This window comes from uncultured Desulfovibrio sp., from assembly GCF_949282365.1.
GTDB lineage: Bacteria > Desulfobacterota > Desulfovibrionia > Desulfovibrionales > Desulfovibrionaceae > Desulfovibrio.
This window is the reverse complement of record NZ_CASDOY010000010.1, coordinates 1-20200: the sequence shown is the minus strand read 5'-3', so window position 1 is coordinate 20200 and position 20200 is coordinate 1. Positions and strand designations below refer to the sequence as shown.

At 64.9% G+C, this 20200-nt stretch carries 16 protein-coding genes and 1 tRNA gene; 7 read left to right on the top strand and 10 right to left on the bottom strand.

The genetic code is table 11. The features are described from left to right. Positions 1-175: 175 nt before the first annotated feature. From Q1X76_RS04145 to cls, 3 genes are all read left to right on the top strand, one after another. The gene (locus Q1X76_RS04145; protein ID WP_300718266.1) at positions 176-598 is read left to right on the top strand and encodes a universal stress protein; all 423 of its coding nucleotides are present in this window, start codon (positions 176-178) and stop codon (positions 596-598) included. 159 nt (positions 599-757) lie between these two features. Beyond that, entirely contained in the window at positions 758-1183 is a 426-nt protein-coding gene (locus tag Q1X76_RS04140; RefSeq protein WP_300718265.1) for a universal stress protein, read from the top strand. A 36-nt stretch (positions 1184-1219) separates the two neighbouring features. After that, the gene (gene cls, locus Q1X76_RS04135) at positions 1220-2617 is read left to right on the top strand and encodes a cardiolipin synthase (RefSeq protein WP_300718264.1); all 1398 of its coding nucleotides are present in this window, start codon (positions 1220-1222) and stop codon (positions 2615-2617) included. 243 nt (positions 2618-2860) lie between these two features. Here the strand turns inward: cls and Q1X76_RS04130 are convergent, their stop codons facing one another. Then, positions 2861-3937: a CNNM domain-containing protein gene (locus Q1X76_RS04130; RefSeq protein WP_300718263.1), complete on the bottom strand. Its 1077-nt coding sequence runs from the start codon at positions 3935-3937 to the stop codon at positions 2861-2863. 118 nt (positions 3938-4055) lie between these two features. On the opposite strand from Q1X76_RS04130, the gene Q1X76_RS04125 reads away from it, so the two are divergent. The 3 genes from Q1X76_RS04125 (at position 4056) to Q1X76_RS04115 (ending at position 7445) form a co-directional block, all read left to right on the top strand. Further along, a complete protein-coding gene (locus tag Q1X76_RS04125; RefSeq protein ID WP_300718262.1) occupies positions 4056-5411 on the top strand; it encodes an amidohydrolase in 1356 nt (451 codons plus the stop codon). Between the two features lie 25 nt (positions 5412-5436). Further along, positions 5437-6684: an MFS transporter gene (locus Q1X76_RS04120; RefSeq protein WP_300718261.1), complete on the top strand. Its 1248-nt coding sequence runs from the start codon at positions 5437-5439 to the stop codon at positions 6682-6684. Positions 6685-7368: 684 nt separating this feature from the next. Then, positions 7369-7445: transfer RNA gene (locus Q1X76_RS04115), tRNA-Met, on the top strand. Positions 7446-7676: 231 nt separating this feature from the next. Here Q1X76_RS04115 and Q1X76_RS04110 read toward each other — a convergent pair. From Q1X76_RS04110 to Q1X76_RS04095, 4 genes are all read right to left on the bottom strand, one after another. Continuing rightward, entirely contained in the window at positions 7677-8975 is a 1299-nt protein-coding gene (locus tag Q1X76_RS04110; protein WP_300718260.1) for a hypothetical protein, read from the bottom strand. A gap of 486 nt (positions 8976-9461) precedes the next feature. Beyond that, positions 9462-10667, bottom strand: coding sequence for a ThiF family adenylyltransferase (locus Q1X76_RS04105; RefSeq protein ID WP_300718259.1), 1206 nt, complete (start codon positions 10665-10667; stop codon positions 9462-9464). Positions 10668-10799: 132 nt separating this feature from the next. Then, a complete protein-coding gene (locus tag Q1X76_RS04100; RefSeq protein ID WP_300718258.1) occupies positions 10800-11531 on the bottom strand; it encodes a hypothetical protein in 732 nt (243 codons plus the stop codon). A gap of 12 nt (positions 11532-11543) precedes the next feature. Further along, positions 11544-12071, bottom strand: coding sequence for an NYN domain-containing protein (locus Q1X76_RS04095; protein WP_300718257.1), 528 nt, complete (start codon positions 12069-12071; stop codon positions 11544-11546). 511 nt (positions 12072-12582) lie between these two features. Between Q1X76_RS04095 and Q1X76_RS04090 the strand changes: the two genes are divergently transcribed. Then, complete coding sequence (locus tag Q1X76_RS04090) at positions 12583-14292, top strand: hypothetical protein (protein WP_300718256.1); 1710 nt, start codon at positions 12583-12585, stop codon at positions 14290-14292. 30 nt (positions 14293-14322) lie between these two features. On the opposite strand, the gene Q1X76_RS04085 is transcribed toward Q1X76_RS04090, so the two are convergent. From Q1X76_RS04085 to Q1X76_RS04065, 5 genes are all read right to left on the bottom strand, one after another. Then, positions 14323-14739 (bottom strand): hypothetical protein, encoded by a 417-nt coding sequence (locus Q1X76_RS04085; protein WP_300718255.1) that lies wholly within the window; start codon positions 14737-14739, stop codon positions 14323-14325. A 614-nt stretch (positions 14740-15353) separates the two neighbouring features. Further along, complete coding sequence (locus Q1X76_RS04080) at positions 15354-16226, bottom strand: pyridoxamine kinase (RefSeq protein ID WP_300718254.1); 873 nt, start codon at positions 16224-16226, stop codon at positions 15354-15356. A 37-nt stretch (positions 16227-16263) separates the two neighbouring features. Beyond that, on the bottom strand, positions 16264-16914 hold the full coding sequence (locus Q1X76_RS04075) for a LysE family translocator (RefSeq protein WP_300718253.1): 651 nt from the start codon (positions 16912-16914) through the stop codon (positions 16264-16266). Positions 16915-17056: 142 nt separating this feature from the next. Beyond that, positions 17057-18208 carry an NADP-dependent isocitrate dehydrogenase gene (icd, locus tag Q1X76_RS04070; protein ID WP_300718252.1) on the bottom strand — a complete coding sequence of 384 codons (1152 nt, stop codon included), beginning with the start codon at positions 18206-18208 and terminating at the stop codon, positions 17057-17059. An 82-nt stretch (positions 18209-18290) separates the two neighbouring features. Then, entirely contained in the window at positions 18291-20117 is a 1827-nt protein-coding gene (locus Q1X76_RS04065) for a cache domain-containing protein (protein WP_300718251.1), read from the bottom strand. Positions 20118-20200 lie beyond the last annotated feature (83 nt).

The following is a 20200-nucleotide window of genomic DNA, read 5'->3' as shown; positions in this document are numbered from 1 at the left end:
CCCGAGCGCCCGGCGGGGATCCGGGAAGCCCCGGACAGGACGGGCCGCCGGGCTGGTCCTGCTCCCCGTCCCGCGCCGCCCGGCGGAGCGCCTCTTGCACAAAGCGGCGACTCATGCCAGACTGGGCATCCAAAAACCCACCAGAGCCATCTCTGATCTTATGCAAGGAGTTCACATGAGTTACGAACGAGTCCTTCTGCCCGTGAGCGGCAAGCATGCCGGTGAACGCGCCCTCAAGGCCCTGAGCCAGGCCCGGAAGCTCGATCCCAAGGAGATCGTCCTGCTGCATGCCGTGGCGCCCAGCGTGGGTTCCCCCATGCCCAACATCACGAGCGACCAGCAGGATCCCAGCGTCAAGGCCGAAGCCCTCCTGGCTCCCCTGGCCGCGGAACTGGACAATGCCGGCATCCCCTACCAGCGCGTGGTCCGCGCCGGTCTGCCTGTGGAGACCATCGTCGACGTGGCCAAGGAAACGGCCGCTGAAGCCATCGTCATGTTCTCCGACGGTCGCGACGATCTGGCCGACAAGCTGTTCGGTTCCATCACCGAACATGTGCTGCGCAACACGCCGCTGCCTGTCCTGGTGGTCCGCCAGTAGGCCGCTGCCGCTCCGGCACCGTCTCCGTAAGCCTGTTCCCCGGAACAGGCTTTTTTCATGCCGCACGGTCCCGTCGGCAGGGGCCTTGCACAAATCGTCCAGTCGTGCGAAAATCTTTTGTCGCAATGCCCTCCGGGGCCTATCCCATAAGGAGCCCACATGATCTACCAACGTGTCCTCGTGCCCGTAAGCGGCAAGACTGCCGGTGAACGCGCGGCCAAAGCCCTGCGCCACGCCCAGACCCTGTGCTCCGGCGAAATCATCCTCCTGCATGTGACGGAAGCCCTGCCCAGGCTCGTGGGCGGCGCCGCCCATGACGAACTGGAACGTGCCGATACCGCCAAGGGCGAGACCCTGCTGGCACCGCTGGTCGAAGACCTGAAAAAGGAAGGCGTGGCCTGCCGCGTGGTCGTGCGCGAAGGCTCGCCCGCGGATACCATCGTCACCGTCGGCCATGAAGAAGGCGTGGACATGATCGTCATGTACACCGACGGCCGCGACGGCCTGACCGACCTGCTCATCGGTTCCATCACCGAACGCGTGCTGCGCAATACCGATATACCGCTGCTGGCCGTCCGTCGCTGACATCCTGCCGTGCTGACACTGGGAACCCTTGCCCTTGTGGCAGCGCACCTTCTGTCCTGGGGGGCCGTCTGCCATGCCCTGCTGCACAAGCGCGATCCGCGCTCGGCGCTTGGCTGGATCGTGACGGTCCTTTTTTTGCCCGGTCTGGGCATCCTGCTCTACTGCCTGTTCGGCATCAGCCGCGCGGAAAGCCTGGCCGCGCGCCTGATGCGCAGGATGGCCGCCATCGAGCCCGACTACGCCCACCATCCCGAGGCCGTCTGCCACCGCACGGCCATCGCGCCGCCGCAGGAATGGCCCCTGGAGATCCTGGGCCGCCGCCTCACGGGCCAGACCCTGTGCAGCGGCAACGGCATCCTGCCCCTGCGCAACGGCAACGAGGCCTATCCGGCCATGCTGCACGCCATCACCCAGGCCCGCAGGCAGGTCTTCCTCTCCACCTACATCTTCCGCGGCGGCAGCGTGGGCGAGAGCTTCACCGAGGCCCTGTGCCTCGCCGCCCGGCGCGGCGTGGACGTGCGCCTGCTGGTGGACGGCTTCGGCGGCGCCGTCTACTCCCTGCGCAAGCCCTGGAAGCGCCTGCCCGAAGCCGGCGGCAAACTGGCCCGCTTCCTGCCGCCGCGCCTGCTGCCGCCCAGCTTCAGCCTGAACCTGCGCAACCACCGCAAACTGCTGATCTGCGACGGCACCGGCTTCACCGGCGGCATGAACATCGCCGACAACCATGTGCTGAGCCGCCACCCCGGCTGCGTGCAGGACCTGCATTTCCGCTGCGAAGGCCCCATCGTGGACCAGATGCGCCGGGCCTTCCTGCTGGACTGGGGTTTCGCCACCGGCGAATTCGACCAGCAGGATCTGGCGCCCAGCAGCAACATCTTTTCCGGGGACAGCCTCTGCCGCATGGTGCTGGACGGCCCCGGCACCGAGGCCGACCCGCTCAACGACCTCTACTGCGGCGTCATCAGCAGCGCCCAGCATACGGTGCGCATCATGACGCCCTACTTCCTGCCCTCGCACGAGCTCATCGCCGCCCTGCGCAGCGCGGCCCAGCGCGGGGTCAGCGTGCGCGTGATCCTGCCGGGCAGGAACAACCTGCCCTTCGTCCACTGGGCCAGCTTCCGCCTGCTGCCCGTGCTGCTGGAAGCCGGGGTGCGCGTCTGGTTCCAGCCGCCGCCCTTCGCCCACACCAAGCTGCTGGCCGTGGACGGCTATTACTGCCAGATCGGCTCCGCCAATCTGGACGCCCGCAGCATGCGCCTGAACTTCGAGCTGAACATGGAAGTCTTCGACCCCGATTTCCATGCGGCCATGGCCCTGCACATGGACCTGACCACCGCCCGCAGCCGGGAAGTGACCCTTGCCGACCTGCGCCACCGCCCCCTGGTCATCAAGCTGCGGGACGCGGCCTGCTGGCTGTTCTCGCCCTATCTGTAAGGCGGGCACGGTTGCGGACCGCCATCCGCCCGCGCTGTGCCGCCGATGCCCCCAAGACCGCCTTCCAGCGCCTTTCTCCCATCCTGGCAAAACGCGCCGGAGAGAGGGGAGGATTTGAGGGAGGGCCGCTCCCGCGCCGGCAAGGGCCCACCTCACGCCGCCCTCTTGCCCCAGAACGCCCGAAGCCCCGGCAGGGCCGGGGCTTCGTCGTCATATCGCTGTGCGGCAGGGCCTCTGCCCCGGTCACGGCCGGGACTGCGCCTGTCCTTCCTTCTTCTGCTGTTCCATGAGGCCGGCGGCCCGCAGGGCCTGCCGCCGCTGCCGGGCCATCTGGCGCAGATCGGCCACACTGTCGCTCTCGTCCATGATCTCGCTGCCGAGCATCTCCTCGAAGACGTCCTCCAGCGTCACCACACCGGCCAGGCCGCCGTATTCGTCCAGCACCGCGAACAGGTGCGAGCGCGAATGCAGCAGCTCGCGCAGCAGCTTGTCCAGGGTCTGGCTCTCCAGCACGAAGTGCAGGGGCTTCATGATCTCGGAAAGCGGCGTCTCGCCCTTCTCTTCCAGCAGGCAGTGCAGGATGGTGCGGCGGTCCACCAGGCCCACCAGGTCCTCGTTGTCCTCGCCGTAGACCGGGATGCGGCTCACATGCCACAGGCGCGGGTTCTTGTAGGCCTCGGCGGCGGTCATGTCCTCGGGCAGGGAAAAGACCACGGTGCGCGGGGTCATGATGTCGTAGACGCGCTTCTGGTCCAGGGCCAGGATGTTGCGGATGTAGGCCTCCTCATAGGCCTTGATCTGCCCGGCCTGGCGCGAAAGGCTGGTCACGGCGCGGATGTCGTCCTCGGAGATGTCCGGGCCGTTGGAGGGCGGCGTCAGCACCCGGGTCAGCAGGCCGGTCAGCCAGATGACCGGGGTCAGGAGCTTGACCGCGATCTCCAGCGGACGGGCCAGCACCGAGGCGATGGGCGTGGCGTAGGCCACCCCCAGGGTCTTGGGCACGATCTCGCCGAAGGCCAGGATGAGCACCGTGAAGCCCGCGGCGAACAGGGCCATGTATTCCGCGCCGAAAGCCGCCATGAAGGCCGCGCCCGCCACGGCGGAACCGGCGGTGTTGGCCACGGTGTTCAGGGTCAGGATGGCGGCGATGGGCTTTTCCACATTGCTGCGCAGGCGGAAGAGCACCTCGCCCACGGGCCTGCCCTCATGGCGGATCTTTTCGATGGCCGACCAGGGCACGGCGTAGAGGGCCGCCTCGGTCAGGGAACAGGTGAAGGAGATGACGACCGCGACGCCGACAGCAAGGATCAGGGTGAGCATAGGTCCCTCGTGCAGATGGAAAACCGCCGGAGGGCATCTGGCGGCTTGCATGAACGTATCCCCGGCATATATCCTGTGCGGGCGGCCTTGGCAATGCGCCGCACCAAAGGAGATGACCATGGAACGCCTTGCAGAGGAGATCCGACGGCAGGCCGCGGACGCCGGTCCGCGACTGACGGCCCTGCGCCGCCACCTGCACCGCCACCCCGAGCCCGCCTGGGGGGAATACCTGACGGCCTCGCTGGTGGCCAGCGCCCTGCGGGATGCCGACTTCCGGCTCACGCTGGGGGCCAATGCCCTGCGCCCCTCGGCCCGCCCCCGCCAGCCCGAGGCCGCCTTCTGCGCGGCCCAGAGCAGCCGGGCCCTGGGCGAAGGCGCGGACCCGGGGCTGGTGGCCTGCATGTCCGGCGGGCTCACGGGCCTGTGGGGCGACCTGGACCTGGACGGCCCCCACACGCCCGACGGCGAGCGCGGCCCGCTGGTGGCCTTCCGCTTCGACATGGACGCCAATACGGGCATCAGCGAAGCCACCGACAGGGACCATTCCCCGGCGGCGCAGGGTTTCGCCTCCTGCCATGCGGGCTGCATGCACGCCTGCGGGCATGACGGCCATGTGGCCCTGGGCGTGGAGCTGGCCCGCCTGCTGGGCGCCCTGAAGCCGGAGCTGGCCCGCCGCCTGCGCGGGCGCATCCGCCTGATCTTCCAGCCTGCCGAGGAGGAGGGCGAAGGCGCCCCCGGCATGGTGGCCGCCGGGGCCGTGGATGGCGTGCGCGCGCTCTTCGGCCTGCACCTGAGCATGCAGGCCCGCCACAGCGGCGAGCTGGTCTGCGGCACGGACAAATTCCTGGCCACCACCAATTTCGAGGTCCTGTTCACCGGCCAGAGCGCGCATGCCGGGCTGGCGCCCCACGAGGGCCGCAACGCCCTGCTGGCCGCCTGTACGGCCGTGACCCACCTGCTGGCCATCGCCCGCCACGGTCAGGGGGCCTCGCGCATCAACGTGGGCGAGCTCCACGCCAGCGAAACGCCCAACATCATCCCGGCCCGCGCCTGGCTGCGCGGCGAGACCCGCGGCGAGAACGGCGACATCAACGGCTACATGCTGGCCGAGGCCCGGCGCGTGGTGGACGGCGCGGCCCGCATGCACGGCTGCCGCAGCCGCTTCCTCTGCCAGAGCCACTGCCCCGGCGCCATGTCCAGTCCCGGGCTGGTGGATCTGGTGGAGCGCACGGCCCAAGATATGGGCACCTTCCGCACGGTGCGCCGCAAGGCCGATTTCTGGGCTTCGGAGGACTTCGGCTGGTTCATGAACAAGGTGCAGGAGGACGGCGGTCTGGCCGCCTATCTGCAACTGGGCGCGGATCGCCCGGACGGGCACCATACCAACCGCTTCACCTTCGACGAGAGCGTCCTGCCCCGGGGCCTGGAACTGCTGGCCCGGCTGGCCCTGGCCTCCCTGGCCCGGCGCGACTGACGGCCCCGGCCTGCGAGCGACGGTCATGAACGCCACTCCCCCACCTTCCCCCCGCGACGATGAACGCGCGGCCCGCCGCCTGGCTCGCGACATGGCCCTGGTCACGGCCTTCTGCCTGGCGGGCGACACCATGCTCTACATCGCCCTGCCCCTGTTCTGGCAGGGATGCGGCCTGACCGCGCTCTGGCAGGTGGGCGTGCTGCTGGCCGTCAACCGTCTGGTGCGCCTGCCGCTCAATCCCCTGGTGCGCCTGCTCTATACCCGCATCGACCAGCGCACGGGCATGAGCCTGGCCGTGCTGCTGGCCGCCGCGGCCACCCTGGGCTACGGCCTGGCCCAGTCCTTCCTTTCCTGGCTGCTGCTGCGCTGCCTCTGGGGCCTGGCCTGGACGCTCCTGCGCCTGGGCTCCCTGTTCGCCCTGGTGGCGGCCTCGCGCCCGGACAATCGCGGTTTCCTCATGGGCCGCTACAACGGTCTGGTGCGCCTCGGCAGTCTGGCGGGCATGGTCGGCGGCGGCCTGCTGGCCGATCTGCTGGGCTTTTCCGCCGTGGCCCTGCTCTTCGGCAGCCTGACCCTGGCGGCCCTGCCGGCCGCCCTGTGCCGCATCCCCCGCGGCGGCCGCCCCGACAGCAGCCAGGGACAGGCCGCCACCACCCTGCTGGTGCGCCAGCATCTGCGCCTGCCCTCCATGCGCCGCATCTTCGCCACGGGCCTCATCGTGGCCCTGGTCTTCCAGGGCATCTACGCCGCCTCGCTCAGCCGCATGGTGGCCCTGCATGTGGGCGATCTGGTACTGGGCGGCGCGCTGGTGCTGGGCTGCGCCACCCTGGCCGGGACCCTGCAGGCCCTGCGCTGGCTCTGGGAACCGTGGCTGGCGCCGTGGTTCGGCCGCCTTTCCGACGGCCCGCGCGGCCGGGGCCCGGTGCTCTGCGCCTGTCTGGGCGGCGGGGCCTGCGCCCTGGGACTGGTGGCCCTGCCCCTGCCCGCGCCCCTGTGGCTGCCGCTGCTGCTGTGTTCGCAGCTCTGCGCCACGGGCCTTTCCACCCTCGCCGACGCCGCTGCCTCGGACACGGCCGAGGAACACGGCCACCCCACGCTCACCCTGGCCTCCTATGCCTTCATCGTGGACTGCGGCGCGGCCATCGGCCCTGTGCTGGCCTACAGCCTGCAGGACCTCTGGAGCATGGACGCGGCCTATGTGGCGGCGGCGGCCCTGCTGCTCTGCCTGCTGCCGCTCTGGAAGCGCGCACGGCCCGGGAGCGCGGGGCGCTGACCAGGGCAGGACCGGGACGCGACCGCCGGGGCAGGACAACGACGGACCGTGCGGGACGGCCCCGGCATATGCCGGACAGCGCGTGACGCGATGCCGGAGGGACGGCTGCCCTGCGCCTGTCCGGCGGAAGGCCGCCGCTACCGCCCTGCGCCGGCATGCGGCGCACGACGGCCATGCCCTGACGCATGGCCCGCCTTCCGCGCGGGCAGCACCGTGTCCCGGCCGCAGCCAATGCTGCCGCCCGCGTTCTTCCGCCGCCCGCCGGGCAGCTCCGTGACCGCTCCCCTCCGGCTGCCCCGACAAGGCCGCTCGCCCGTCCCTGTGCGAGGCCCCGTACCATGAGGGAAAACGGTCCGCAAAAGTCTGGAGGCGCTGACAGCAGGTCCGGCACAGACCCGGCCCTTGCACGGCCGCCGTGCCGCCATGAGGGAGCCGGACTCTTTGCCGGCTCCCGTACACAGACCGCCATGCGCCGAAGACGGAGCCACGACGGCACCTGCCCGGCTGCCTGCCATATCCCTACCATGCTACGTCCCGCCCTGTGGTGACGGATCAGGCCGCCACGGCCTGAAAAATCGTCCCTGACGGAAAAAATTTTGGAAAAATCATCTTTTTTGTTGACAGGCAAGTCCTGTTCGGCTAGAAAGGACTTCTCGCACGGATGACGTGCGGATATCACCGCGTCGCGGGGTGGAGCAGCTCGGTAGCTCGTCGGGCTCATAACCCGAAGGTCGTAGGTTCAAATCCTGCCCCCGCAACCAGAAAGATCAAAGGCTTACGATTTGCATCGTAAGCCTTTTTTCGTACGCGGGGTCTTTCCCCCTCTATTCCCAGCAAAAAACTATTCCTACCCAAAATATCCATGCAGCCCGTCGGGGCCCGGGGCATCCTCAGGGCTGCACAGATGTCAGCGTGCGATCTCTGGCGGAAGATGGTCGTCAGAGTTTCCGTGATTTCCGAAGGCTTCCCGCTTCTTTCCTTTGTGCCGCCGCTCAGTCCTGGTGAAACAGGTCCGCGACACGCTGCAGGGTGATGCCCAGTTCAGCGGCCGCCGCGAACGCTTCCGATACCTTGGCGTCCGGGACGACCATAAAGACGTATTCATCACCGCCAGTGTCCCACAGCAGGATCGTCAGACCATAGAGATCATGCACTGCGGGTTCGTAAGCGCGGAGCACATCCTCGGGATACGCGTCCTCATCGTCGCAGGGGGGCAGCTGTTCCTTTGCCCCGGGCGGCAAGAGGCAGCACAGGGAGGCGAAGACTTCTTCCGGCGCTTCCTTCCAGTCCACCCAATCCAGGCGTTTCCGATCCCTCAGGGCCAATCGCATCAACGTGAAATGCCAGCCGGTGTAGGGTTCGTCAAAGTCGAATTCTTCACAGAGCGCGGCGCACTGTGCCGGCTTCGTGGCCGCGGTATGGATCTTTTCCGCCAGCTCTTCGGCATCGGCAACGCCGAGCAGGGTAAAGAACGCACGCAGGGCCGGGCGCGATATGGGCACAGCGTCCGGTATCCTGGGCGCGTTCGCCTCCAGGAACACTTTCAGCGTGCGCTCCATCTTTGCTATGATGGCGGGATCAGTGACTTCGGTATCCCGCCCCACCGTCTCATACCACGGACAGTCCCAGTGCACATGGCGCAGTTCCACCGCATCGCCGCAAAGCACCACAAAGTAATAATCGACGGCCCAGCCGGCGTTGACGACTTCCCCCATGTAGATGCTTTTGGGGATATAGAACGTCCCTTTATCGCACACATATTCGTAATCCGAGCTTTCCCCCATATCTATATCGCATTTGGGAAAGCCGCCGGCAGCGAGCAACTTTTCTGCAGAGGGGATGGTGCGCGAGCTCTTTCCCTGAAAAAAGGCAAACAGGTCTGTGTTTATGATGTCACTGTGATAGGGCTTTCCGCGCAGTCCCCTGGTGGCATAATATATATGCATGTCTCTCTCCCTGATGCATGATTGCTTTTTGAAAAACGGCGATGCTGAAAGACCGGCCGAAGGGACTGTTGCGGCATCCGTAACATACAGTATCGCATCCTTCGGGATGCTGTCCCCGCCAGGGGCGACGCACTCATGGAGCTGCCGCCCGTCCATGCCCATGCCGCCGACGTCCTTCTTGTTTTTCTCCTTCAAGGAGAGCATAGCCAAAAATGCTCGCTCTATCAAAAATGGCTGGCATCCGCGGGCTGGCAGCATGTACGGCCAGCCTGCTTTCGAGGGCCTGCCGGATGCCAGCAACAACGGATCGCCTTCAGCATCTTCCGGGCCGGTGACGGCCGGCATCCGGCGCAGGCAGCGGGCGCGGATGGTACGAACGCGCCCCCGCTGTTCGCGGTCCCTAGCGCTGTCATGCGTCCGGATCCACGGCCGACCTTTTCTGTCTGATGTCGCACAAATGAAGACATGGCAAGGACTCCCTGCGGATCTCGTCCCTCTCTGTCCCCACCATATCCCCACCGTATCAAGCCGAAAAAGTGTAAAGGCGGCGAAATGGGCCATCTGCCTGCTGTCATGTCGACTGAACGATACGCAGGGATCAGGAGAAAAACGAAAGGGATCGGAAATGACTCCATCCAGGCTCATGACCCGAAGGGCGCAGTTTCAAATCCTGCCCCCGCAACCAGAAAGATCAAGCCCTTACGGTGTATGCCGTAAGGGCTTTTTCGCTTGCCTGCCTGCAAGGACGGTTTACCGGCACTGTCCCGCCCCCAGAGGACGGCATGACCGCTCTGCCTCTTGCACCACCGGGAGTCTCCTTGCCGGGCCGGCTCACGCCTCCTGCCTGCCGCAAATCGCGCAGTCGCCAGCAGCCAGTTGCTGCTCCACATGGCGGATATGGAAAAACTTTCCGGTAAGCCAGTCATGCTGCACCAGATCCGCCATAGCCAGACCGGCAACCCTTTTCTGGATCTCCAGCACCAGGGCCCCCGCGGTAATCGCATTCAGGGACATGACGGACGGTGCCGGTTCTTCCGGGACATACCCTTCAGAAAGGGCCTTTTCCCAGACATCGCCCCCAACGTAACGGCGGGCATCGATGGACGCCTGCCCGGGATCGAGCCTGCCGCAGCACAACGGACAGTAGCGCCCCACTTCCGCTCCGGTCACTTCCGTTTTGATGGAATCGATGACGCTGGTCTCCGCTACCTGACTGATGCGCACTCCCGCCTGCAAGTACTCGGCCCCGCCATCCAGGGCCAGATTCAAACAGGTGATCCGCGACAGCTCGTCATCTGTCAGGGCAAGGAGCAGATCACAGCCCTTCAAAACATTCATCTGCCGTTTCGAGGCCGTATTGACATCCGCCCTGTACACACGGACAGAGGCCTTTGTCCCCACGCTCTCACAGGCCCGGCGTATGGACGCGGCTGCGACATCCACCTTGAACCTCCCGATATCCCGGGTACGCAGGCCATACAGTCTGTTCAGATTGACGGCTTCCACCCTGTCGGGGTCCATCAGGACGAAATGGCGGAACCCGCTCCGGGCCATCTGTTCGGCAACGGGCATCCCGACGCCCCCGATACCAACGATACCGACCCGCAGCCGGGCCGCCGCCGAAGCGAAAGCCCTCCCGAAAGCCCGCTGCCTGTCCAGGGCCGGCAGCTGTACCAACCTGGCATCCGGGGGGAAAAATGTCTGCAAGCCGATGCGGACGGAACACATCTCCTGCTTGCCCTGCTCCCAGATCCGCCCGTACGGATCGCCATCCCTGGAACAGACCAGACTCAGCAGCAACGGCTGTCCTTCGTGCTGCAGCCAGGCATGCAACCCGGCTTCCTCCTGATCATCGTAGCCGCTGAAATCAGGCATCCCGGCAGGATGGGAATGCAAATGGACAGGGACCAGTCCATAGTGGGCGGCCCTGGCACTGATGGTGTTGATCCGCGACGACTCCGCCCGGGAAAGACCGACCCCGGCAGGAAAACTGTACGCAAGGCCGTCCCTGGCCATGTCCAGCGTTTTTTCCAGCACATAGCGGATACCGTCCCACGAGGGACACGGCCGGGCCAGCCCAGCGACGAAGCCCTCATTGCCGTTTTCAGGAAAGAGGGAAGGCCGCAGGCCTTCCCACAGTCCTCTCGGGATCACGAGCGTGCGTTCCATCTAGCCCTCCAGACCTTCATTGGTGAACATCGCAAACACGCAAGTGACATAGCTGAGCAACGTATGCCGTCCCGGGATCCAGTCTCCCGCCACACCGCAGAACCACATCCAGCCATCGGCAGAAAGATCCGGCGCGCCATGGTAGGCCCCCTTGAAGACGTGGCCCGTGTCCAGCGTCCCGGTGCAGGCCCCTTCACGCAGATAGAAGCCGATGGGGCAGGCCGCGGGATAGGCTGCCGGAAGCAGGATCATCGCATCCGTACGGATGCCACCGGCAAGGACCAGGCCTTTCAGCTTGATGACCCAGCCCCACTTGCTCTTTTCCGGCGGAGGCACCGCACCGAATCCGGCAGCGTGCAACTCGGCGACCTCTTTTTTCAGTACGGGGGGCAGCCCCCCCGCACACGATCCAGTCGGCACCGGGCCACCCGCAACATGGCCTCCCACGGGCGTCTCCGCCGGACGGGACCCACCATTCCTGAGCCATCCCAGCAAGCCGGAAGCTTTGGTGATGGTGGGACCGGCCACGAAGGTCGTGCCGGGCTTGTGGGAGACATCCTTCTGGCCGGGCTTGATGGGCCTGGAAACCTTGGCTCCCTTTTCCACATCGACCGCGTACAGGGTCTCACCGTGCTTCAGATCCATTTCCCGGGCCAGCTCTCCGTAGGACGTACGGCCGTAGGAATTGGCGCGGACCATCAACCCATGCTCATTGCGACGGAACTTGCTCATGGCTTTCCTCCTCTAGCTCTGCAGGGAACGCAGCAGTTCATCCAGATCGGCGACGTTCACAGCCGTACGCTTCAGATCCGTGGCAAGCATGGTCGGAGAGGCCACGACCTCCGTACGGATGCCCTCCTTGCGCAGCTCCTCGACCATGGGTGCGTAGTCTCCGTCCGCGGCCACCAGTGTCAGGAAGTCCGGGCGCAGCTTCATGGCCACGGCCATGGTCGTGATCATCAGGCGCTGGTCGTCGCTCTGCTTGTAGCCACTGGTGCTGTTGGGGCTGCGCTTGGCGGGGCACTCGATGATGCGGGCGCCGTTCATTTCCAGCGCATGACGCTTGGCCTCGAACTGCTGGCTGACCTGGGCCACGGCCTCGGCGGAATCATTGTCCGGCACGCGGCGCTGCAGAGTGCACAACACCTCGATCACGTCCACCTCACCGGCGCTGCACAGGTCCACAAAGCCCTTCAGCGGAAAGTAGGGGAAACCCAGTTCCTTGGCACGGCGCTCCGCAGGGAGCAGGTCGATGGCGATCAGTTTTTTCATCGTATTCTCCTTAAGATTTTCATTTTGACCTGCCGGCAAGCACCGACAGGCGGATTGAACCACACATCCGTCCAGTACCACTCACATTGCCTAGATGCAGGGAACTTCGATCACTTCGATCATGGCGACCTCCTTTTCACCGGCAAGCATCGCCGGGCCATTTCACCTTCCTTTGTGGAAGGACCATCCAGCCTTGCCCTACAATGGCTGCGCCTCGTTCCATGGTGCCAATATACATTTTGCTGTCAGAAGAAATAGGCCGGCTAATTGGAAAACTGACCGCCTCTCCAGGCCCTTGCCGACGGATCTGCGGCCCTGAGAATCCAAAGAGCCCCGTTGTGAAAAAGACACAACGGGGCTCTCAATGGACTTTTGGGGCCTGTACGGATAAAAGAAAAACGGAAGCTTATCGGAAAGAAAGGTATGCCCCGCGAGGAAGAAAGGTATTTCCCCTTGTTGGGAATATATATGATATCTTATTGATTATATTATAAAATTTTATCAGGTCGCTATGGAAAAATTTTTTTCCGCCCGGATCATCCGCAGGCTGGAGGCGTTGTTGCCGCTCATGGCCGAAGACGGAACGGCGTCCCAGATCTGCGTGGATGCCCTGCAGCAACGTCTTGCTGCAGAATTCCCCCAGGCCAGGGCCGGCAGCACGGACACGGCTCTCGACTGCTGCCTGTTGGTGCTGCGCCTGGCCGGCGTGCTGGACCTTCAGCGCCTGGAACAGGGGGAGATCAGTTTCATCTCCTATCCGGCCCGTACGGTCGGCGTTTCCCTTCTACGCCTGCTGGCCCGACAGTCCCACCATGGAGATGAAGGCATCTTCCCAAGGAATTTCTGGACAGAATCGGAATCCGTCACGCTGAAAAAGGAGCGGCGCGATCTGCTCGAAAAAATGGCAGAGTATCTGGATACGGATCCTGATGAACCCGTCGTACGCTACAGCCATGTCTCCTTCGCCCTGCTGCGCTGCAACGGCTACTTTCTTTGCCACAAGCGCGAAATATCGACCAATGATGGAGACAGGAAAAAGGGAATGCTCGTCCTTCCGGGAGGCCGGCTTGAATTGCGCGACTTGCCTTCCGGCAGCGGCAGCAGGGAAGAGCAGCTTTTTCTGCTGACAGGTCCAGAAGGGCTGAAAGAACATGCCGACGCGAGCCACAGGAACGCCCTGATGCGTGAACTCCGGGAAGAGCTGGTCCTGGAGGATACCATGTATGAAGCCAGGCTGTTCAAAAAGCTTCCGCCCTATCGCGGTCGCCATGGCGGCGGCGATAAACATGCGCTGACCTCCACCAGCATCTGGCTCTATCAGATTTCCCTGAAGCCGGAAGCCATGCCCGTGCTGCTCCGGCATTTCGATCCGGAATACGCCAAGTTGTGGGTCTCCGCTGAAGAATTGCTGCAAACAGGCCAGAGCCCGGCCGGCGAAAAGATCTTTTTTGATGCCGGGCGGGATCAGCTGACAGTGGCAGAACTCGATGCTCTGGAAGACAGCATGCCTTCGTTAGATCCCCCATCGGCCCGGAACAGCGCAATCATCCTTTGTTACCCTAAACTCAAAGCGAGCATTGGCGAAAAACCTGCCCAGAAAAAAGCCGGGCGGCCCAAGCATAAAAAGACCTTTTCCCTCACAAAGGAGCAAGGAGAACTCCTGCTTGCCCTGGGTATGGCAAAATGGAATTTTACTATGCCCAGAGAGAATTCCCCGCTCATCCGCTTCCCCATGGAAGCCACACCGGACGCCCTGTGTCAGGAAGCCATGGGAGGGCTGCAGTTCACAGACGATCGCATCAACACGATTTTCTCCGGCCTGCCCCCGGAGATACAGGCGTGCTGCTGGCGCAATGGGAACCATATCCGCTTGCTGGCCTATTTCTCCATGACGCCAGACAGTTTCTCCTATGAGATCGTGCCGGTTGGCACTGCCCAAAAATGTGTCAGGATCCGGAAAAACGCCATGACACTCCCGGCACTGGGTTTGTCCTGTCCGGAATGCCGTCACGACATCTTCCTCCCTGACAAGGCGCTGGCCATATTCGAAGGATGCAAGCAGGACAATAGTGATGAAAGCCGTAATCCTGCCGAGCTGCTGCGCAAAACCAGTGAAAGCCGTACTGATATCCCCCTCAAAGCATATGTCGCAGGACTTTGTATGGAGGACAATTTCTACACACCCGAAGGAGAGATCCTGATCCCGCGTCGGGATACATAGAAAGGCTTTGACGCGGAGCCGCCCCTGCCGCTAACGCAGCTTCAGCACGAAGCGCGTCCGGGCATCCGTCGCCGCATCCTTTTGATAGTCAAGGACGGCCCCGATGGGCACATCCTTGCCGAGACCGAAACGCTCCCTGAATTCCCTGACACTACGGGAAGCGATGGCGGAGAACTCCGCCCGCGTCATCTTGCTGTCGGCCGCCACGAAGACGATGTCGATGCCTCTGGCATAGGCGGCGACCTCCACGGAGCGGATTCCCCTGCCGGCATAACGGGCCAGCAGCTCTTCTTCAAACGCGCTGGAACGCCCGCTGTCGTCCGCGATGAGCGCGACGCCCCTGTCCTCCACAACGGTATCCGCCCGCGCCGCCGCCCACAGGAACGCACCGGGAATGGCAGCAAAAATGGCGCACGCTGCCAGCAGCAGACAAACAGATCGTTTCATGGCTCCTCCGGCCTGATGACGCGATGCCTCGTGGAGATGCGCGGCCGCGCCCTCCTGCTGCCGTCCCGGCCTGTGCGGGCAGGCCACCGAACGGTCCTCCCTTTCCAGGCATGCCTTTGTCCGGGCCTCGCCTCACGTCCGGGCTGCCTGCGGGACACCTCCGCAACGAATCCGGGCCACAAGCCGCGAAGCGCCCGGAACGCGACAGTCCCGCAGCCTGAGGCCTCCCGAACGTCCGGGCTGCATACGGGCCGCGTCCTGGCATTCCCGTGCCATTTTCCCCGCGCGACCGCCGCTGCAGGGGATGCGAAGTACGATACCGTCCTCCTGCCCAGGGCGTGTCGAAACAAATTTTACACTTTATTTCAAATAAATAGAAAAATCGGCTACGCATGCCCGGTGCAGGATGCTTGCCGCATGCTCCCGCGCTCATCTGAAAAAGCGCTGTGGAAAGGTTGGGGCCATCCCCCTCAAACTTCCCCGTCTTCCCCCCAAAGCGCCAAATTTTTGTGGACAAATGGGGACGAGAGGCCTCATTCCTGAAAATGGTCTTTTATTTCAGCATAGTAGTTGGAATATTCCACAGAAGCACAGCCGCGGTGATGCGTCCTGCCCTAGAACGCCTCGTACTCCCCGATGGCGCAGCGGTCCCGCAGGGCGGGCAGGGTGCGTTCCAGCAGCACGCCGTCGCTGTGGCGGGTGTCGTAGCCGTAGGTCACGCGGATGCCCAGGGTCACGAAGCGCACCGCGCGTTCCAGGGCCACGGGCAGGCTGTCCCCCTGGAGGAAAGCCCCCACCAGCACGCTGGAAAACGTATCGCCCGTGCCGGGATAAAAGGCCGGGATATAGGGCGATTCCATCTTCCAGAAGCGGTCCTGTTCCCGGTCATAGGCCACGGCCGCGCAATGGCCCGGGCGAACGGCCGGGGCGCTGGTGATGACCACCCTGTCCGGGCCCATGGCCGCCAGGCGTTGCAGCTGCTCCTTGAGCCCGTCGGGCGAGATGTCCGGCCGGAAGGGCTCGTCCAGCAGGAAGGCCGCCTCGGTGAGATTGGGCGCGATGACGTGGGCGTGGCCGATGAGCTGGCGCATGGCCGCCACCATCTCCGGTGTCTGGGTGGGGTCCAGGACGCCGTTGTCGCCCAGCACCGGATCCACCAGGGCGAAGCCGCCGGGCTTGAGGAACCGGCCGATGCAGCGGGCCGCGATCTCCAGCTGGCGCGGGTTGCCCAGAAAGCCGGTGTACACGGCGTCGAAGGTCAGGCCCAGCTCCTGCCAGTGGTCCAGCATGGGGCCCATCTCGGCCGTCAGGTCGTGGAAGGTGAAGCCCTCCACACCGGAAGTCTGCGAGGAGAGCACCGCCGTGGGCAGGGGACAGGTCTGGACGCCCATGCTGGCAAGGATGGGGATGACCACGGTCAGCGAGGCGCGTCCAAAACCGGAAAGGTCATGGATGGCGGCCACACGTTGCAGGGGGATCTCGTGCATGGGCACCTCGGCGGGGAAAGGGTTGCGCGGGCAGGCCCTAGAGCTTCTCCAGCACCAGCCGCAGGCCGAAGCCGATGAAGATCAGGCCCGTGAGCCGGTGCAGCCAGGCCTGGAAGGCGGGCCGGGCGAAGATGGCGCGGATGCGGTGCAGCAGGGCGGCCAGCAGCAGATACCAGCCCAGGCAGAACAGGGCCATGATGCCGCCCAGCTCGAGGAACTGGGGCCAGAGGGCGGCGTGCGGGTCCAGGAATTGCGGCAGCATGGTCAGGAAAAAGACCACGGCCTTGGGATTGAGCACATTGGTCAAAAAGCCCTGCCGGAAGGCCCGGCGGCGCAGGCCGGGCACGGGCGGCTGTCCGTCCTCCCGCCCGCCGTGCCGCACCACGGCGTCCGTGACCGCGCGTCCGGCGCGCAGGGCGTGGATGCCCATCCAGCAAAGGTAGGCGGCCCCGGCATAGCGCAACAGCGTGAACAGGGCCACGGACCGGGCGATGAGCGCGCTGATGCCCAGCATGGCGGCCGTGGTATGGACCATGATGCCCAGGGCCACGCCGCAGGCCGCGGCCTGCCCGGAGTCCCGGCCCTCGCTGAGGGAGATGCGGGTGATGAGGGCGAAGTCCGGGCCGGGCAGCATGACCAGCAGGGCCGTCAGCGGGATGTAGAGCAGCAGGTTTTCCAGAGAGACCATGCGCGTTCCTGCACAGCGTACCGCGACAGGCGCGGGAAAAAAAGGAGGAAGGGGCCCCGCAGGGATGCGCCCTTCCTCCCGCATATGCCGGTTCGGCCATCCCGGTGCGGATATGCCGATGCTCCGGCGGGACAGGGCCCGCCTACAGGCAGGCGCCGATGATCTCGCCGAATTCCTGGCAGCCCACCACGCGGGCGCCTTCCACCTGGGCGGCCAGGTCCACGGTGACGGCGCGGGCGGCGATGGCCTTGCTCACGGCGCTGCGGATGCGTTCGGCGGCCGCGGGCACGCCCATCTGTTCCAGCATCAGGGCGCCGCAAAGGATCACGCTGCCGGGGTTGGCCTTGTCCTGGCCGGCGATGGTGGGCGCGGTGCCGTGGGTGGCTTCATAGAAGGCCAGGGAGTCGGACATGTTGACGCCCGGGGCCAGGCCCAGACCGCCCACCTGCGCGGCCAGGGCATCGGAGATGTAGTCGCCGTTGAGGTTGGGCGTGGCCAGGATCTGGTACTGCTCGGGACGCAGCAGGGCTTCCTGGAACATGGCGTCGGCGATGCGGTCCTTGACCACCAGACGGCCTGCCACGGGTTCCTTCTCGGTGCAGGTCAGGTCGCCGAATTCCTGGGCGGCCACGTCATAGCCCCACTGGCGGAAGCCGCCTTCGGTGAACTTCATGATATTGCCCTTGTGCACCAGGGTCAGGCTCTGGCTGCCGGTGTCCAGGGCAAAGCGCAGGGCGCGGCGCACCAGGCGCTTGGAGCCGAACTCGCTCATGGGCTTGATGCCCACGGCGGCTTCCTCGCGGATCTTGGTCACGCCGAAGGCCTCGCGCAAAAAGGCGATGAGCTTCCGGGCTTCCGGGGTCTGGGCGGCGTATTCGATGCCCGCGTACACGTCCTCGGTGTTCTCGCGGAAGATGACCATGTTCACGCGCTCGGGATGCTTGACCGGCGTTTCCAGACCTTCGAAATAGCGCACGGGGCGGATGCAGGCGTACAGGTCCAGGGTCTGGCGCAGGGCCACGTTGAGGCTGCGGATGCCGGTGCCCACGGGCGTGCCCAGGGGGCCCTTCATGGCGTATTCGGCGTCGCGCAGGGCCTCGAGGGTGGCTTCGGGCAGGGGGGAGCCGGTCTCGGCCGTGGCTTTTTCGCCGGCCAGCAGTTCCACCCATTCGATGCGCATGTCCGATTCCTTGGCCAGCGCGGCGTCGATGACAGGGCGGGCGGCGCGCCAGATTTCGGGGCCGATGCCGTCGCCTTCGATCCAGTAAACTCGTTTGCTGCTCATTGTCTGCATCCTTCTTTGTTCCTGATTGCGGCCGCCCGGAGCGGCCTGTCGGCAAAAAGCGGCGCACCGGCTCCGGCGCGCCGCACTGCGTCTAGTCCTCGGCGGCGCGGGCTTCCTGCTGCAGGGCCTGCGAACGCTTGAGCAGCTGCTCAAGCTGGATGTCCACGCCGATGACGCCCACGATATTGTCGTCATCGTCCGTCACCGGGCAGGACACGGTGATGACCAGCTTGCCCGTGAACTGGGACTGATAGACGTCCATGATGTGCAGGTCGCCGGTCTGCATGGGCATCTTGAACCACTCGCGCTGCGAGAAGTCGAAACCGATGGGCAGGGCCTCGTACTTTTCACGGTAGGCGGGGTCGGTGATGGCCGCGCACTTGAGGCTGCCCCGGGTGTCCGTGAGGTAAAGGTACTGGATGAAGGGGTACTCGCGCGAAAAGCTGTCCAGACGGGCGCAGGCATGCTTGCCGAAGTCGCGCAGATCCGCGTTCTGCGCCAGGCGGGCGATGAGGTGGGCGGCCAGCTCGTCGGCCAGTTCCTTCATGTGGTCGAACTCGGTCTCGAACAGTTCCGGCATGAAGCGCTGCACCAGGGCCGCCATCTCGTCATGGGAAAGGTGGGTGGTGCGGCCGGTATCGTAGATGGCCACGATGGCTTCGTAGATCTGGTCCACGGCCGGGTGCTTCTTGGAGATCTGCTTGCCCTCGGGCAGCTTGAGGTTGACGTTGATCCAGTAGGCCACCCCGGCGCGGCCGGTCTTGTCGGTGATGATGATGGGCACCGGACGGCCCAGCAGGTGCTTGGTGTCGAAGATGTTGTAGATCTCTTCGTTCTTGGCCAGGCCGTCGGCATGGACCCCGGCGCTGGTGGCGTTGAAGTCGCGGCCCACGAAGGGATAGTTGTAGGGGATGTTGTAGTGCAGTTCCTTTTCGAAGAACTCGGCCATCTCGCTCAGGATGGTGGTATCGGCGGCGGCGTCGTCGCCGGTGAGCGAGATGTATTCGATGATCAGGGCTTCCAGCGGCGTGTTGCCGGTGCGCTCGCCAAAGCCGAACAGCGTGCTGTTGACCGCGCCGCAGCCGTTGAGCCAGGCCGTGACGCCGTTGACCAGCACCTTGTGGAAATCGTTGTGGCCGTGCCATTCCAGCCAGTCGCCGGGCACGCCGGCCTCATCGGTGAAGGCGCGCACGATGCGCTGCACCGAGCGGGGCAGGGCCGCGCCGGGATAGGGCACGCCGTAGCCCATGGTGTCGCAGAGGCGGATCTTGACCGGCATGCCGCTCTGCTGGCTCAGCTCCATGAGTTTCTGGGCGAAGGGCAGGCAGAAGCCGTAGATGTCGGCGCGGGTCACGTCCTCAAAGTGGCAGCGCGGGATGATGCCCCATTCCAGGGCCTGCCGGGCCATGTCCAGATACATGTCCATGGCCTGCTGCCGGGTCTTCCCCAGCTTGAGGTAGATGTGGTAGTCCGACACGCTGGTCAGCATGCCGGTCTCGTCGAATTCCATATCGCGGGCCAGCTTGAGGTCTTCCTTGTTGGCGCGGATCCAGGCGGTCACGCGCGGGAAGCGGTAACCGCGCGCACGGCAGACGTCGATGCACTTGCGGTCCTTGGCGGAGTACAGGAAGAACTCCGAAGCCGTGATCAGGCCTGTTTTGCCGCCCATGCGGTGCAGGAAGTCGAACATCCTGGCCACCTGCTTGACCGTGTACGGCGGCCGGGCCTGCTGGCCGTCGCGGAAGGTGGTGTCCGTGATGCGCATCTGTTCGGCCGGGCGCGGGGCGAGGAGCACCCCGTCAAAGCTCGTGCGGCAGATGCTGGTGTAAGGAAAAAGCTCGCGGTACAGCTGGGGCTGTTCCCTTTCCTGAAGCGAAAGCGGGCGAACGCTGCCCGTCTGATGGATGATGCTGCTCATGGAACTCCGTCCGGCCTGAAGGGTGACGTACAAGGCAAAAAACATACCCTGTTCGCAAGGGCGCGTCAAAGGGCGGCAGGGCC